The organism is Hydrogenophaga intermedia, from assembly GCF_000723405.1.
Lineage (GTDB): Bacteria > Pseudomonadota > Gammaproteobacteria > Burkholderiales > Burkholderiaceae_C > Hydrogenophaga > Hydrogenophaga intermedia.
The window spans coordinates 1-14438 of sequence record NZ_CCAE010000022.1; the positions used below are offsets into that span (position 1 = coordinate 1).

Sequence of the window (14438 nt, forward strand, 5' to 3'; positions counted from 1 at the left end):
GGGCGGTCATGGGGGCGGATTCTGGCACCGCCGCCGCGCCGGATTCCTGCGTGATCCGCCCCTGGGGCCGTGGGCGGGCGCCCTGGCGTGCTCCAGGGGCGGTCCCTTGATGGGACAATCGCTGCTCCGCCCGCGCCGGCCCTGTGCCGCCGCGGGCTTTGGAGTTCTTCAAGATGCTGTACCCCCAGGAATTCGACGTCATCGTCGTCGGCGGCGGCCACGCCGGGACGGAGGCCGCGCTGGCCGCCGCCCGCATGGGCTGCGCCACGCTGCTGCTCACCCACAACATCGAGACGCTGGGCCAGATGAGCTGCAACCCCAGCATCGGCGGCATTGGCAAAGGCCACCTGGTGAAAGAGGTGGACGCGCTCGGCGGGGCCATGGCCATCGCCACGGACGAGGGCGGTATCCAGTTCCGCACCCTCAACAGCAGCAAGGGCCCGGCCGTGCGCGCCACGCGCGCCCAGGCGGACCGGGTGCTCTACAAGGCCGCCATCCGTCGCCGGTTGGAGAACCAGCCGAACCTCTGGCTGTTCCAGCAGGCCGTGGACGACCTGATGGTGGAGGGCGACCGGGTGGTGGGAGCCGTGACGCAAGTGGGGATTCGCTTCCGCTCGCGCACGGTGGTGCTGACGGCCGGCACCTTTCTCGACGGCAAGATCCACGTGGGCCTGAACAACTACAGCGCCGGTCGCGCGGGCGATCCGCCGGCGGTGTCGCTGTCGGCGCGGCTGAAAGAACTGAAGCTGCCGCAGGGCCGCCTGAAAACCGGCACCCCACCGCGCCTGGACGGCCGCACCATCGACTGGTCCAAGTGCACCGAGCAGCCGGGCGACCTGGACCCGGTGCCGGTGTTCAGCTTCATGGGCAGCACGGCCATGCACCCGCGCCAGATCTCCTGCTGGATCACGCACACGAACGAGCGCACGCACGAGATCATTCGCAGCGGCTTCGACCGCAGCCCGATGTTCACCGGCAAGATCGAGGGCGTTGGCCCGCGCTACTGCCCCAGCGTTGAAGACAAGATCAACCGCTTTGCCGACAAGGACAGCCACCAGATCTTCCTGGAGCCCGAAGGCCTGACGACCCACGAGGTGTACCCCAACGGCATCTCTACCAGCCTGCCCTTCGACATCCAGTACGCCCTGGTGCGCAGCATGCCCGGGCTGGAGAACGCCCACATCTTGCGACCTGGCTACGCCATCGAATACGACTACTTCGATCCGCGCTCACTCAAGAACAGCTTCGAAACCCAGCAGATCGGCGGCCTGTTCTTCGCTGGGCAGATCAACGGCACCACTGGCTACGAAGAGGCCGCGGCCCAGGGGCTGTTCGCCGGCCTCAACGCCGCCCTGCAGTGCCGGGGCGAGGCGGCCTGGCTGCCGTCGCGCGACCAAGCCTACCTCGGCGTACTGGTCGACGACCTCGTCACCCAGGGCGTGACCGAGCCCTACCGCATGTTCACCAGCCGCGCCGAGTTCCGCCTGCAACTGCGCGAGGACAACGCCGACATGCGCCTCACCGACGATGGCCGCCGGCTTGGCCTCGTCGATGATGCGCGGTGGGACGCCTTCAGCCGCAAACGGGACGCAGTTTCACGTGAAACCGAGCGCCTCAAATCAACTTGGGTGAACCCCAAACTGTTGTCGGCGGAGGAGGGTGAGCGCGTGCTCGGCAAGGCCATCGAGCACGAGCACAACCTCTTTGATCTGCTGCGCCGCCCGGGTGTGGGCTACACATCCCTGGTTGGCATGAACGGCGGTGCCTTCATCAGCGACACGGTTTCACGTGAAACCCTGGGCGAGTTGGCCGAGCCGGTGATCGAGCAGGTGGAGATCGCGGCCAAGTACAGCGGCTACATCGACCGGCAGAAGGCCGAGGTGGAGCGCGCCGCCCACTACGAGCACCTGAAGCTGCCGGCGGACATCGACTACCTCAAGGTGACGTCCCTGTCTTTCGAGGCGCGGCAGAAGCTGGCCAAGCACCGCCCGGAGACGCTGGGCCAAGCCTCGCGCATCTCGGGCATTACGCCGGCGAGCATTTCGCTGCTGCTGATTTACTTGAAGAAGGGTGGCTACGGCGGCTTGGCCTCGGCCCGCGCCACGGCTGAGACGCCATGACGGAAGCGCTGCGGCAGGAACTGCAGATTGGCCTGCAGGCACTGGAGTTGTCGCTCGACGATGAGCAGGTCGATATGTTGCTGGCCTATCTGACGCTCATCGAGAAGTGGAACAAGGTCTACAACCTCACGGCCGTGCGCGAGCCGACGGAGATGTTGACCCACCACCTGCTGGACAGCCTGGCGGTGGTTGGCCCTTTGCTGCGCGAGACGGATGGCCGTCCGGTGCGGCTGCTCGACGTGGGCTCGGGCGCCGGCCTGCCGGGGGTGGTGATCGCCATCGCCTGCCCTCAGATCGAAGTGACTTGCGTGGACACGGTGGCCAAGAAGGCGGCGTTTCTGCGGCAGGTGTCGGCGGAGCTGGGGCTGGTCAACCTGCACGGGCTGCACGCACGGGTGGAGTCCTTGAGCCGGGGGCGAGGGGAGGAGGGCTACGACGTGGTGACGTCCCGCGCGTTTTCTTCCTTGTCGGACTTTGTCCAGTGGTCGCGGTCGGCGCTGCAGATCGGGGGCATGTGGATGGCCCTGAAGGGCAAGCACCCCCTGGAAGAGCTGCTGGCCCTGCCGCCCTCGGTGGAGGTGTTTCACGTGGAACCGGTGGCGGTGCCGGGCTTGAACGCGGACCGATGCATCGTGTGGATGCGGGAGCGGATGGGCTGACTTGACGCTCACCTCGTGTTTGCAGGGGTGGGGTTTCGGGCCACTGCTTCGCGTGGATCGGGCGACAAGGCGCTCTGTTCCGCGAATGTCCCCCGGACCGGCTGCGCCGATCCTCCTCCTTTATTTCGCTACACAGAGCGCCTTGCCACCCGATCCCCCAACAAGGTGGGTGCACCGCAGGAGGTATTGGTGTGCCTGTCTCTCCGCTGCCCGAGGACGCTGGGTGCCCTGCGCAGCGAAATAAAGGGGGAGGACGGCGCAGCCGTCCGGAGGACATTCGCGGAGCAGGGCACCCAGTGGCCTCAGGCCACCAACCGCATTGGCCGGGAAGCCCGGATCTGGCTCAACAGCAAGCAGCGCCACGACCACAGACCCACCAAATCACCCCCAAATCCAAAAGCCGACAAGACCCCGTCACGTACACTCGACCCCTGCTTTTTCGGGGGGCCTCCACCATGTTCGGCATCGCGGACTACGGCGCTTTTGTCGTCGCCATCGTTGTTTTCCTGGCCATTCCCGGCCCCGGCAACCTGGCCCTGATCACCTCCACAGGCAAGGGCGGCGTGCGCGGCGGCTTGGCCGCCACCATGGGCGTCATTGCCGGGGATCAGGTCCTGATGTGGGCCGCCGTGGCCGGCGTGGCCGCACTGCTCGCCGCCACGCCCACCTTGTTCAGTGCCGTCCAATGGATCGGCGCCGCCTACCTCGCCTGGCTCGGCTGGAAGATGCTCACCGCCAAGCCCGGTGACGCCCCCGTCCTCAACATCCGCCCCCGCCAGTACTTCCAGCAGGCCGCGGCCATCACCCTGCTCAATCCCAAGGCCATCGTGTTCTACATGGCCTTCTTCCCGCTCTTCGTCGACCCCGCCCGCCACCAGGGCCTGGCCACCTTCGGCGCCATGGCCGCCACCATTGCCGCGCTCACCTTCGCCTACGGCCTGGGCATGACGCTTATCGTGCACTTCCTGGCCGAACGCCTGCGCGCCAACCCCCGCATCGGCCGCACCCTGGAGAAGGTGGCGGGCGTGTTCCTTATCGGCTTCGGCGTGAAGCTGGCGCTGTCCAAATAAGAAGACCCCATGGCGAAGATCTTTTGTGTGGCCAACCAGAAGGGCGGCGTTGGGAAAACCACCACCACCGTGAACCTGGCGGCGGGCCTGGCCAAGGTCGGCCAGCGCGTATTGATGGTCGACCTGGACCCCCAGGGCAACGCCACCATGGGCTCGGGCGTGGACAAGCGGGCCATGCAGCTCTCCGTCTACGACGTGCTGCTGGAGTCCGCCTCCGTGAATGAGGCCGCCATCTTTTCGGAGAAGTGCGGCTACCACGTGCTCGGCGCCAACCGCGAACTCGCGGGCGCCGAGGTGGAGCTGGTGGAGGTGGAACGCCGCGAGCGTCGGCTCAAGCAGGCATTGGCCGCGGTGGCCGATCAGTATGACTTCGTGCTGATCGACTGCCCACCGTCCCTGAGCATGCTCACCCTCAACGGCCTGTGCTCGGCGCACGGCGTCATCGTGCCCATGCAGTGCGAGTACTTCGCACTCGAAGGACTGACCGACCTGGTTAACACCATCAAGCAGGTGCACGCCAACCTCAACAAGGACTTGCAGATCATCGGCCTGCTGCGCGTCATGTTCGACCCGCGCATCACCCTGCAGCAACAGGTGAGCGACCAGCTCAAGGCCCACTTCGGCGACAAGGTGTTCGACACGGTGATTCCGCGCAACGTGCGCCTGGCCGAGGCGCCCAGCTATGGCCTGCCCGGCGTGGTGTTCGATCCGGCTGCGCGTGGCAGCCAGGCCTTCATTGCCTTCGCCGAGGAAATGGTCCAGCGCATCAAGGCGATGTGAGGGCGGGCGACCGATGTTCCACGTGAAACCGCAGAACGTCCTGATCCTGCCCGGTTGGCAGAGCAGCGGGCCCGAGCACTGGCAGAGCCGCTGGGAGGCGCGCTTCGGCTATCGCCGGGTGGAGCAGCACGACTGGATGCATCCGCAGCGCGGCGACTGGATGGCCCGACTGCAAGACGTGGTGCTGGGCGCCGACGGCCCCGTGGTGCTGGTGGCGCACAGCTTGGGCTGCATCCTGACGGCGGCCTGGGCCTCGCATTCGAAGAACACCGCTCGCGTGCGCGGTGCGCTGCTGGTTGCGCCGGGCGATTCGGAGCGCGAGGACCTGCGCGAATTGCTGCCAAGCTGGTCACCCATCGCGCGCCAGCGTCTGCCGTTCCCGGCCCACCTGATCGGCAGCCGCGACGACCCGTATTGCCGCTTCGAGCGCGCCCGGAGCTTCGCCGACGACTGGGGTGCAGCGTTCACCGACCTCGGCCAGGCCGGCCACATCAACGCCGACTCGGGCCTGGGCGACTGGCCGCAAGGCCAGGTCTGGCTGGACGAACTCAAGAAAGACAAACACTGATGGTCACGAAGAAACCCAAGGGCCTCGGCCGCGGCCTCGAAGCATTGCTCGGTCCCAAGGTCGAGGACAGGCCCGCCGTCGAGGCTGCGCCCGCCGGCGCACCCTCCACGCTGCCACTGGACCAGCTCGTTCCCGGCCAGTACCAGCCGCGCACCCGCATGGACGAGGGCGCGCTCTACGAGCTGGCCGAGAGCATCAAGGTCCAGGGCATCATGCAGCCGATCCTCGTGCGGCTGCTCACCAGCGGACCGGACGCCGGCAAGCACGAGATCATCGCGGGCGAGCGGCGCTTTCGTGCCTCGAAGCTGGCGGGCCTGAACGAGGTGCCCGTGCTGGTGCGCGAGGTGCCCGACGAGTCGGCCGCTGCCATGGCGCTGATCGAGAACATTCAGCGCGAAGACCTGAACCCGCTGGAAGAGGCCCACGGCCTGCAACGCCTGGTGAAAGAGTTTGGACTCACTCACGAGCAAGCAGCGCAGGCAGTGGGGCGTTCGCGCAGCGCCGCCAGCAACCTGCTGCGCCTGCTGCAACTGGCCGAGCCGGTGCAGACCATGCTCATGGCCGGCGACATCGACATGGGTCACGCCCGCGCGCTGTTGCCGCTGGACAGGGCCACGCAGATCACCGCTGCCAACCAGGTCGCGACGAAAAAACTGTCGGTGCGCGAGGCCGAGAACCTGGTGAAGAAGCTCGCCGCCGAGTTCACCCTGGCGCCGCAAAAGCCACGCAAGGAAAAATCGCGCGACATCCGCCGCGTGGAGGAAGAACTGGCCGATCTGCTGACCGCCGAGGTCGAGGTGCGCGTGAAGAAGCGCGTCAAGCGCCACGGCCGGCTGGAGGAGATGGGCGAGCTGGCGATCCAGTTCGGCTCGCTGGACGCCCTCAACGGTTTGATCGATCGACTACGCGCTGGCCACTGAAGAGCATTGCGCCAGAGGACGCCCCACCCAGGGCGCCGCGGAACCGGCTTCGCCGGGCCGCAGGCGCCGCCCCGTTTCAGGGGGTCGCGCGCAGCGCGGCGGGGGTGTCGAATATCTTGCCGGGGTTGAGGATGTTGTCCGGGTCCAGCGCGCGCTTGAGCGTGCGCATCATGTCCACCGCGCCAGCGCCCGCCTCGTCGAGCAGGAAGCCCATCTTGTGCAGGCCCACGCCGTGTTCGCCGGTGCAGGTCCCTTCCAGCTTGAGCGCGCGCGTCACGAGCTTGACGTTGAGCTCCTCGGCCACGCGGCGCTCCTCGGCGTTGTCGGGGTCGATCAGGTAGCCGAAGTGGAAGTTGCCGTCGCCCACGTGGCCGACGAGGAAGTAGGGCAGGCCACTGGCATCGGCCTCGGCCACGGAGTCGAGCAGGCAGTCGGCGAGGCGGCTGATGGGCACGCAGGTGTCGGTGCTCACGGCGCGGCAGCCGGGCTTGGTCTGGATGGCCGCGAAGTAGGCGTTGTGCCGCGCGGTCCACAGGCGGGTGCGCTCCTCGGGCGTCACGGCCCACTCGAACGCATTGCCGCCGAACTCGCTGGCGATCTCCTGCACCGTTTCGGCCTGCTCCTTCACGCTCGCGGGCGAGCCGTGGAACTCCATCAGCAGCATGTGCTCCTCGCGCAGGCCCAGCTTGCTGTGCGCGTTGACCATGCGCACGGTGTTGGCGTCGATGAGTTCGCAGCGCGCGATCGGCACGCCGAGCTGGATGACCTGGATGACGGTGCGCACCGCCGCTTCGATGGTGGGGAAGGAGCACACGGCGGCCGAGATCGCCTCGGGCAGCGGGTAGAGCTTGAGCGTGACCTCGGTGATCACGCCCAGCGTGCCTTCGCTGCCCACCATCAGGCGCGTGAGGTCGTAGCCCGCCGACGATTTCTTGGCGCGCGTGCCGGTGCGGATCACCTCGCCCCTGGCGTTGACGACCTCGAGCGCCAGCACGTTCTCGCGCATGGTGCCGTAGCGCACGGCGTTGGTGCCGCTGGCGCGCGTGGCCGTCATGCCGCCGATGGAGGCGTCGGCACCGGGGTCGATGGGGAAGAACAGGCCCTCGCTTTTCACCGCCTCGTTCACGGCCTTGCGCGTCACGCCGGGCTGCACGGTCACGGTCAGGTCTTCGGCGTTGATGGACAGCACCTGGCTCATGCGGCTCACGTCGATGCTGATGCCGCCCTGTACCGCGAGCAGGTGGCCTTCGAGCGAGGAACCCACGCCGAAGGGGATGACCGGCACCTTGTGCTGCGCGCACAGGGCCACGGCGTCGGCCACGTCGCGCGTGCTCTGGGCGAACACCACGGCGGCCGGGGGCGGCACAGAGACAAAGGCGGATTCGTCGCGCCCGTGCTGTTCGCGCACCGCCAGCGCGGTGGAGCACTGCTGGCCGAAGCGTGCTTGCAGCGCGGCCAGAAAGGCCTCGGGCACCTCACGCTGCTCCACGTTGGGCAGCAGGTGGGCGAGGTCGGTGGGGGCGTTCATGGGCGGTCTCCGGCGCGGTGTTTTGAACCGCGCAGTTTACGCCCGGGGGTGTTCAGCGGCGAGGGCCGCGGGCCGCGGGGCCCGGCAGGGCGCCCTGGCTGGAAGGCATGGACAGGCTGCTGGGCGTGGCACCCTGGCGGGGCTTCTGCAAGAAGGGGCCGGTGGCGGCGGCGCCGGCAATGACGAGGGTCCAGGCGGCAAACAATTGCACGCTGCGCGCTTCGAAGCGCTGGGACAAGGCGAGGGTCTTTCGCGGTAGTTTCATTCGGTCTCCGTTGTTCGCCCCTAGATGTGGGCGACGAGGGCGATTGCAACGCCTGCATATGACAGGACAAAGTGTTTTTGCGCGCCGTTGCGCGCTTGACGGGCGCTTGACGCCGTTGACAAATGCTTACGTGGGGACCGCTGGCGCACAATGCGCCGATCGAACAAGAGGAAGCAGACCGCCCATGGGCAACCGACTCACCCAGATCGCCACCCGCACCGGCGACGCCGGCACCACCGGCCTTGGCGACAACACCCGCGTGTCCAAGAGTCACCTGCGCGTGCACGCCATGGGCGACGTGGACGAACTCAACTCCCACATCGGCGTGCTGCTGTGCGAGGAGCTACCCGCCGAGGTGCGCGATCTGCTCGTGGAGGTGCAGCACCAGCTTTTCAACCTGGGCGGCGAGCTGTCCATTCCCGGCTACGAGCTGCTCAAGCCCGAGGCCGTGGCCGCCCTCGATGAGGCCCTGGCCCACCACAACGCAGCCCTGCCGCGCCTGCAGGAATTCATCCTGCCCGCCGGCAACCGCGCGGCCAGCCAGGCGCACGTGTGCCGCACCGTGGCGCGCCGCGCCGAGCGCGCGGTGGTGGCACTTGGCGAAGCGGACAGCGTACGCGAGGCGCCGCGCCAGTACCTCAACCGCCTGAGCGACCTGATGTTCGTGCTGGCGCGCGTGCTCAACCGCATGCACGGCGGCGACGACGTGTACTGGAAGAGCGAGCGGCTGCAGCGCGGAGCCGCCGAGTGAAGGCCCTGACGGCCGCGGCGCTGCTCGCCTTCAGCGCAGTGTTCGCGCAGGCCGACGAGCCGGTGAAAGGCGAGCAGGTCGTGCTGAGCTGCGAGGCCGTTTACCTGCCCGCGCGCAGCACCTGGGTGCGCGAGGTGCGCTTCACGCTCGACGAGCGCCGCATCCGCGGCGTGGAGGTCGACGGCGTGCCGGTCTACAGCTTCTCGGTGTTCGACACCGTACTGCTCACCGCGCTGGACAACGAGCGCATCCAGCTGGACACCGCAACACTGACCTGGCGCAGCGACTTCAGAGGCCAAGCCACCTCCGAGGGCCGCTGCACCCGGCAATAGGTCAGCGCGGGGCCAATACCGACATCGTGATGCGCGACACGCAGGTGAGCTCGCCCGCCTCGTTGCGCAGGTCGATGTGCCACACCTGCGTGCTGCGGCCGATGTGCACCGGCCGCGTGACGCCCGTGACCCAGCCCTGCGTGGCGCCTTTGAGGTGGTTGGCGTTGATGTCCAGGCCCACCGCGCGGTGGCCGTCGGGGCAGGTGAAGGCCGCGCCGCAGGAGCCCAGCGTTTCCGCCAACACCACACTCACGCCGCCGTGCAGCAGGCCATAGGGCTGCTTCGTGCGCGCGTCCACCGGCACGCGCGCGGCGATGAAGTCGTCCCCCACCTCGGTGAATTCGATGCCCAGTTGCCGCACAGCGGTGCCCTCGTGCAGCTGGTGCAGGATCTCGCAGGAGATGGGGCGGGTCCAGATGGCGGCCATGCTCAAGCCCTCTTGCCGCGGCTCAGCAGCCAGTACAGCACGATCGCCCCGAAGGTGGCGGTGCCGATGCCGCCCAGCGCGAACTGGCCGAACTTGAGCGTGTAGTCGCCCGTGCCCAGGATGAGGGGAATGGCCGCCACCAGCAGGTTGCGGTTGTCGGAGAAGTCCACCTTGTTGTCGACCCAGATCTTGGCGCCGGCGATGGCGATCAGGCCGAACACCACGATGGACACGCCACCCATCACGGCCAGCGGGATGGTCTGGATCAGCGCGCCGAACTTGGGGCTGAAGCCCAGCACGATGGCAATGACCGCGGCCACCACGAACATGGCGGTGGAGTAGATCTTGGTCGCGGCCATCACGCCGATGTTTTCGGCGTAGGTGGTGACCCCCGTGCCACCCGAGGCGCCGCTCACGATGGTGGCCACGCCGTCGCCGATGAAGGCCTTGCCCAGGTAGGGGTTGAGGTCGCGCCCGGTCATGGCGCTCACGGCCTTCACGTGGCCGAGGTTCTCGGCCACCAGGATCAACGCCACCGGCGCGATCAACAGCATGGCCTGCGCACTGAACACCGGCGCGGCGAAGGTCGGCAGGCCGAACCAGGCGGCGTTGGCCACGCCGCTGAAGTCGATCGGTTTGCCCAGGCCCAGGCCGTTGGTGAGCACGGCGTACACCACGCTCGCCAGGATCAGGCCCACCAGGATCAGCAGGCGCTGCACCATGCCGCGCGAGTACACGGCCACCAGGCCCACGCTCACGAAGGTGATGGCCTGCATCCAGGCGTCAAAGCCCGTGGGCGCCATGTTCTTGATCGGTATGGCCGCCAGGTTCAGGCCGATCACGGCCACCACGGTGCCGGTCACCACGGGCGGCATCAGCCGCTCGATCCAGTGCACGGCCACGCCTTCCTCGACCTCTTCCACCTCCATGCCCTTCATGGGCGCGCTCTTGATGTGGCGCACGTTGGTCGCGTGCACGATGAAGCCGATGAGGGTGTAGACCACGCCGCAGGCGATGATGCCGCCGAGTGCCACACCCAGGTTGGCGTTGGGCCCGCTGCCGGCGTAGCCGCTGGCTGCGATCACCACGCCGATGAAGGCGAAGCTGGAGCCGAGGTAGCTGGGCACCTTGCCGCCGGTGATGAAGAAGAAGATGAGCGTGCCGATGCCGCTCATGAGGATGGCCACGTTCGGGTCGAAGCCCATGAGCAGCGGCGCCAGCACGGTGGCGCCGAACATGGCGATGACGTGTTGCACGCCCATGACCGTGGTCTGTGGCCAGGGCAGGCGTTCGTCGGGGGCGATGACACCGCCCTGGGTGAGGGTGCCCGCCGGTTTTTCTGTCCAGTTGAAGAGGCCCATCTCGCTCGCTCCTTGTTCTGCCGAAGTGGCAGGCGATTGTGCAAGCAAGTGCCACGCGGGACGCGTCGCGTCGGCGCGTCGGCGGCGCGGGCTCAGGTCCTCTCGTGCAGCCGCGCGCGGGGCGGCGTCAGGGCAGGGGCCAGGGCCGATGACACGGTGGGCGCCAGCACCGCGCGGATGCCGCCGGCGATGAAGCCGCTCAGGCGCTGCGCAGTGACCGGTTCGACGCATTGGCCCGGCAGCACCCTGTCGAGCCGGTGCTCGCCCAGGTGCGCCTGCACCGCGCCCAGCGCGAAGCGCAGCGCGTCGGCCAGCTCGGCGCGCGAGGCCTTGGGCAGCGCCGCCTGCAGGGCATCGAGGAAGCGCTGCAGCAGGGGGTCGACGTGTTGCTGCAGCGCGGGTTCGGCTTCGGGCGTGGCTTGGGCGAGCTCACGGGCCAGCAACCGGGCGTAGTGCGCGCTGGCGTTGTCGCTGCGCCAGCGCAGCAGTGGCTGCACGAAGGCCTCGACCACGCGGTGCAGGCCATCGGGTTCGCCGGCATGGCGACGGGCCTCTTCCAGCGCGCGCATGGCCTCGTGGTGACGGTGGCCGTGGTGCGCGAAGATGGCGCGGAACAGGCCTTCCTTGTTGTGGAAGTAGTAGCCCACCAGGGCCAGCGGCACATCGGCCGCTTCGGCGATCTGGCGGATCGTCACCACGCTGAAGCCGCGTTGGGCGAAGAGTTGCTCGGCGGCCCGCAGGATGGCCTGCTGGCGGTCGCTGCGCGGGGGCAGCTGGGGAGGGCGGGGCGATGGCATGGGGACCGGAGATCGAAGGGGGAGTGCGTCGCGCACGTGCGCCGCGGGGACTGACATTCCCGCAGGACGACGCTACGCTGCGGCCCGCAACCCAAGCAGGAACCCCATGCCAACGCCTCCCTACGTGCCCCAGATCCGCCGCTACACCGATTGGCTCGCGCAGCACCATGGCCTGCGCTTCGACGGATACCACGACCTGTGGCAGTGGTCCGTCACCGATCTCTCGGGGTTCTGGAAGTCCGTTGAAGAATACTTTGGATTGCATTTTGAGAGCAAGAACGAGAACGTTCTGTTGCACAACACCATGCCCGGTACCCAGTGGTTCGTGGGCGGTCACGCCAACTACGTGAGCCAGGTGTTCCGTCATGTGGCGCCCGCGCACGCGGCCGGCATGCCCGCGCTGATCGCGCGCAACGAGAAGGGCCGCCACACCGAGCTGAGCTGGCCCGAGCTGCGCAGCCGGGTGGCCGCGCTGGCCTTGCACCTGAAGGCCCAGGGCGTGCGTCCGGGTGACCGCGTGGCGGCCTACCTGCCCAACATCCCGGAGACGGCGATCGCCTTCCTCGCGGTGGTGAGCATCGGCGGGGTGTGGAGCGTGTGCGCGCCCGACATGGGCACCAACGCCGTGCTGGACCGTTTCCGCCAGATCGAGCCCGTGGCCCTCATCGCCTGCGATGGCGTGACCTATGGCCGGCGCGACATCGACCGCCTGGGCGTGGTGGCCGAGCTGCGCGCCGCCCTGCCCACGGTGCGCCACGTGGTGATGCACACCAATCTGGCCGAGACCGCCGACGCCAAGGCCGGCGTGTTGTCGCGCGCGGCGCCGTGCGTGCACTTCGAGGCGGTGGCGGCGCGCGACGACGCCGAGACTGCCGCCTTCGAACCTGTGGAGCTGCCCTTCGACCACCCGCTGTGGATCGTCTATTCCAGCGGCACCACCGGCCTGCCCAAGCCCATCGTGCATGGCCACGGCGGCACGGTGCTGGTCGGCTTGGCGCTCAAGAGCCTGCACAACGATATCGGCTGCAGCTATGAGCCCAACAGTTGGGGCGAGCGCTATCACTGGTACAGCTCCACCGGCTGGGTGATGTGGAACGCGCAGATCAGCGGCTTGCTCAACGGCACCACTTGCGTCATCTACGACGGCAACCCCGGCGGCTCGAAGGACGCGCCCGACTGGACCACGCTGTGGCGCTTCGCGGCCGAGACCGGCGTCACCTTCTTTGGGGCGGGCGCGGCGTTCTTCGCCAACTGCTTGAAAGCGGGGGTGAACCTGTCGCAGTGCGGCGATCTGTCGCGTGTGCGGGCCTTGGGTACCACGGGCTCGCCGCTGTCGGAAGACGCGCAGCGCTGGGGCACGGCGCAGTTCGCCGCCATCGCGGCGAGCGAAGCGCAGCAGGACATCTGGTGGTGCAACATCAGCGGCGGCACGGACTTCGCGGGCGCCTTCATCGGCGGCAATCGCGAGTTGCCGCAGGCGCCGGGGCGCATGCAGTGCCGTTTGTTGGGCTGCGCTGTGGAGTCCTGGAACGAGCGTGGCGAGCCTGTGATCGACGAGGTGGGTGAGCTGGTGTGCACGCAGCCCATCCCGTCCATGCCGCTGCACTTCGTGGGCGACAAGGACAACCAGCGCCTGATCGGCAGCTACTTTGACGCCTACCCGCCCGGCCACGGGCGCCGACCCGGTGGCGGCGACCTCGGCCCCGAGGCCGGCGCCGTCTGGCGCCATGGTGACTGGCTGCGCGTGCTGCCCGACGGCTCCTGCATCATCTACGGCCGCTCGGACGCCACCATCAACCGCCACGGCCTGCGCATGGGCACCAGCGAGATCTACAGCGCCGTGGAGGCCTTGCCCGAGGTGCTCGATTCCATGGTGGTCGACCTGGAGTACCTGGGCCGCGAGAGCTGGATGCCGCTGTTCGTGGTGCTGCGCGAGGGTCACACGCTGGACGAAGCCTTGAGCGAGCGCCTGCGCGGCGCCATCCGCCAGACGCTGTCGCCGCGCTTCGTGCCCGACACGATCTACCAGGTGAGCGAGATCCCTCGCACGCTGTCCGGCAAGAAGCAGGAGCTGCCGATCAAGAAGCTGCTCCTGGGCCAGCCGATCGAGAAGGTCATCAACCGCGAGGCGATGGCCAACCCGGGCTGCCTGGACTGGTATGTGAAGCTGGCGCGCGAGCGCGCGGGGGCTTAGCTCGCGACGGTGAAGCGCTGCCGCACGTGTTGCGGCTTCTCGATCTCGTCGACGATCGCCACCGCCAGGTCGGCGACCGAAATGCCTGAGGGCTGATCGCCCTGGCCAGGCAACAACTGGTCACCGCCCACGCGGTAGCGGCCCGTGCGTTCGCCCGGCGCCAGCGCGATCGGGGGCGAGACGAGGCTCCAGTCCAGCGCGCTCTCGCCACGCAGGCGCGTCAGCAGGTCGCGTGCCGCGAGCGCGCCCTGTTTCCACTCGGCCGGGAACTCGGGCGTGTCCACCAGTTGCAGGCCGGGCGCCACCTCCAGGCTGCCCGCGCCGCCCACGGCCAGCACGCGTTTCACGCCGGCCTGCTTCGCGCCGGCCAGGATGGCGTCGTAGCCCTGCCCGAACACCTCGTAAATGCGCGGCTCGCTCCAGCCCGGGTTGTAGGCGCTGACGAGGGCGTCCTGGCCTTTCAGGGCGGTGGCCACCTGGGCCGGGTCCAGCACGTCGGCGCGCACCACTTGCAAGCCGGCGCGCGCGGCGATCTTCTCGGGGTGGCGGGCCAGCGCGGTCACGGCGTGGCCGCGCGAGAGCAGTTCATTCAACACGGCGTTGCCGACGAATCCGGTGGCGCCGATGAGGGCGATCTTCATGGGGTGCTCCTGAAGGGTTGGGAAT

15 protein-coding genes are annotated in these 14438 nt (G+C 68.3%); 9 read left to right on the plus strand and 6 right to left on the minus strand.

Annotated elements, in window-relative coordinates:
* The first annotated feature begins 173 nt into the window (after nucleotides 1-173).
* The 6 genes from mnmG to BN948_RS13700 all read left to right on the plus strand — a co-directional run bounded on the left by mnmG (nucleotide 174) and on the right by BN948_RS13700 (nucleotide 6117).
* On the plus strand, nucleotides 174-2120 hold the full coding sequence (gene mnmG / locus BN948_RS13675) for a tRNA uridine-5-carboxymethylaminomethyl(34) synthesis enzyme MnmG (protein WP_009515135.1): 1947 nt from the start codon (nucleotides 174-176) through the stop codon (nucleotides 2118-2120).
* The gene (gene rsmG, locus BN948_RS13680; protein ID WP_009515134.1) at nucleotides 2117-2779 is read left to right on the plus strand and encodes a 16S rRNA (guanine(527)-N(7))-methyltransferase RsmG; all 663 of its coding nucleotides are present in this window, start codon (nucleotides 2117-2119) and stop codon (nucleotides 2777-2779) included. Before mnmG ends, rsmG begins: the two co-directional genes overlap by 4 nt.
* A 455-nt stretch (nucleotides 2780-3234) precedes the next feature.
* On the plus strand, nucleotides 3235-3849 hold the full coding sequence (locus BN948_RS13685) for a LysE family translocator (RefSeq protein ID WP_009515133.1): 615 nt from the start codon (nucleotides 3235-3237) through the stop codon (nucleotides 3847-3849).
* Nucleotides 3850-3858: 9 nt separating this feature from the next.
* Entirely contained in the window at nucleotides 3859-4629 is a 771-nt protein-coding gene (locus tag BN948_RS13690) for a ParA family protein (protein ID WP_009515132.1), read from the plus strand.
* A gap of 13 nt (nucleotides 4630-4642) precedes the next feature.
* Nucleotides 4643-5197 carry an RBBP9/YdeN family alpha/beta hydrolase gene (locus BN948_RS13695; protein ID WP_035622158.1) on the plus strand — a complete coding sequence of 185 codons (555 nt, stop codon included), beginning with the start codon at nucleotides 4643-4645 and terminating at the stop codon, nucleotides 5195-5197.
* Nucleotides 5197-6117, plus strand: coding sequence for a ParB/RepB/Spo0J family partition protein (locus BN948_RS13700; RefSeq protein WP_009515130.1), 921 nt, complete (start codon nucleotides 5197-5199; stop codon nucleotides 6115-6117). The genes BN948_RS13695 and BN948_RS13700 overlap by 1 nt, the downstream gene beginning before the upstream one ends.
* A 76-nt stretch (nucleotides 6118-6193) precedes the next feature.
* On the opposite strand, the gene BN948_RS13705 is transcribed toward BN948_RS13700, so the two are convergent.
* Both BN948_RS13705 and BN948_RS13710 read right to left on the minus strand, forming a co-directional pair.
* Complete coding sequence (locus BN948_RS13705; RefSeq protein ID WP_009515129.1) at nucleotides 6194-7645, minus strand: FAD-binding oxidoreductase; 1452 nt, start codon at nucleotides 7643-7645, stop codon at nucleotides 6194-6196.
* 52 nt (nucleotides 7646-7697) lie between these two features.
* Nucleotides 7698-7910 carry a hypothetical protein gene (locus BN948_RS13710; RefSeq protein WP_009515128.1) on the minus strand — a complete coding sequence of 71 codons (213 nt, stop codon included), beginning with the start codon at nucleotides 7908-7910 and terminating at the stop codon, nucleotides 7698-7700.
* 184 nt (nucleotides 7911-8094) lie between these two features.
* Here BN948_RS13710 and BN948_RS13715 point away from each other — a divergent pair, with 184 nt between their 5' ends.
* Both BN948_RS13715 and BN948_RS13720 read left to right on the plus strand, forming a co-directional pair.
* Complete coding sequence (locus tag BN948_RS13715) at nucleotides 8095-8661, plus strand: cob(I)yrinic acid a,c-diamide adenosyltransferase (RefSeq protein ID WP_009515127.1); 567 nt, start codon at nucleotides 8095-8097, stop codon at nucleotides 8659-8661.
* Nucleotides 8658-8993, plus strand: coding sequence for a hypothetical protein (locus BN948_RS13720; protein ID WP_009515126.1), 336 nt, complete (start codon nucleotides 8658-8660; stop codon nucleotides 8991-8993). The genes BN948_RS13715 and BN948_RS13720 overlap by 4 nt, the downstream gene beginning before the upstream one ends.
* Nucleotide 8994: 1 nt before the next feature.
* On the opposite strand, the gene BN948_RS13725 is transcribed toward BN948_RS13720, so the two are convergent.
* The 3 genes from BN948_RS13725 to BN948_RS26675 form a co-directional block, all read right to left on the minus strand.
* Nucleotides 8995-9420, minus strand: coding sequence for a hotdog fold thioesterase (locus BN948_RS13725; protein ID WP_009515125.1), 426 nt, complete (start codon nucleotides 9418-9420; stop codon nucleotides 8995-8997).
* 2 nt (nucleotides 9421-9422) lie between these two features.
* Nucleotides 9423-10781, minus strand: a complete 1359-nt coding sequence (locus tag BN948_RS13730) for a solute carrier family 23 protein (RefSeq protein WP_009515124.1) — start codon at nucleotides 10779-10781, stop codon at nucleotides 9423-9425.
* A gap of 92 nt (nucleotides 10782-10873) precedes the next feature.
* Complete coding sequence (locus tag BN948_RS26675; RefSeq protein WP_009515123.1) at nucleotides 10874-11578, minus strand: TetR/AcrR family transcriptional regulator; 705 nt, start codon at nucleotides 11576-11578, stop codon at nucleotides 10874-10876.
* Nucleotides 11579-11684: 106 nt separating this feature from the next.
* Between BN948_RS26675 and BN948_RS13740 the strand changes: the two genes are divergently transcribed.
* Nucleotides 11685-13772: an acetoacetate--CoA ligase gene (locus BN948_RS13740; RefSeq protein WP_009515122.1), complete on the plus strand. Its 2088-nt coding sequence runs from the start codon at nucleotides 11685-11687 to the stop codon at nucleotides 13770-13772.
* On the opposite strand, the gene BN948_RS13745 is transcribed toward BN948_RS13740, so the two are convergent.
* Complete coding sequence (locus tag BN948_RS13745; RefSeq protein WP_009515121.1) at nucleotides 13769-14413, minus strand: NAD(P)-dependent oxidoreductase; 645 nt, start codon at nucleotides 14411-14413, stop codon at nucleotides 13769-13771. The two genes, BN948_RS13740 and BN948_RS13745, sit on opposite strands and share 4 nt — an antisense overlap.
* Between the last annotated feature and the right edge of the window lie 25 nt (nucleotides 14414-14438).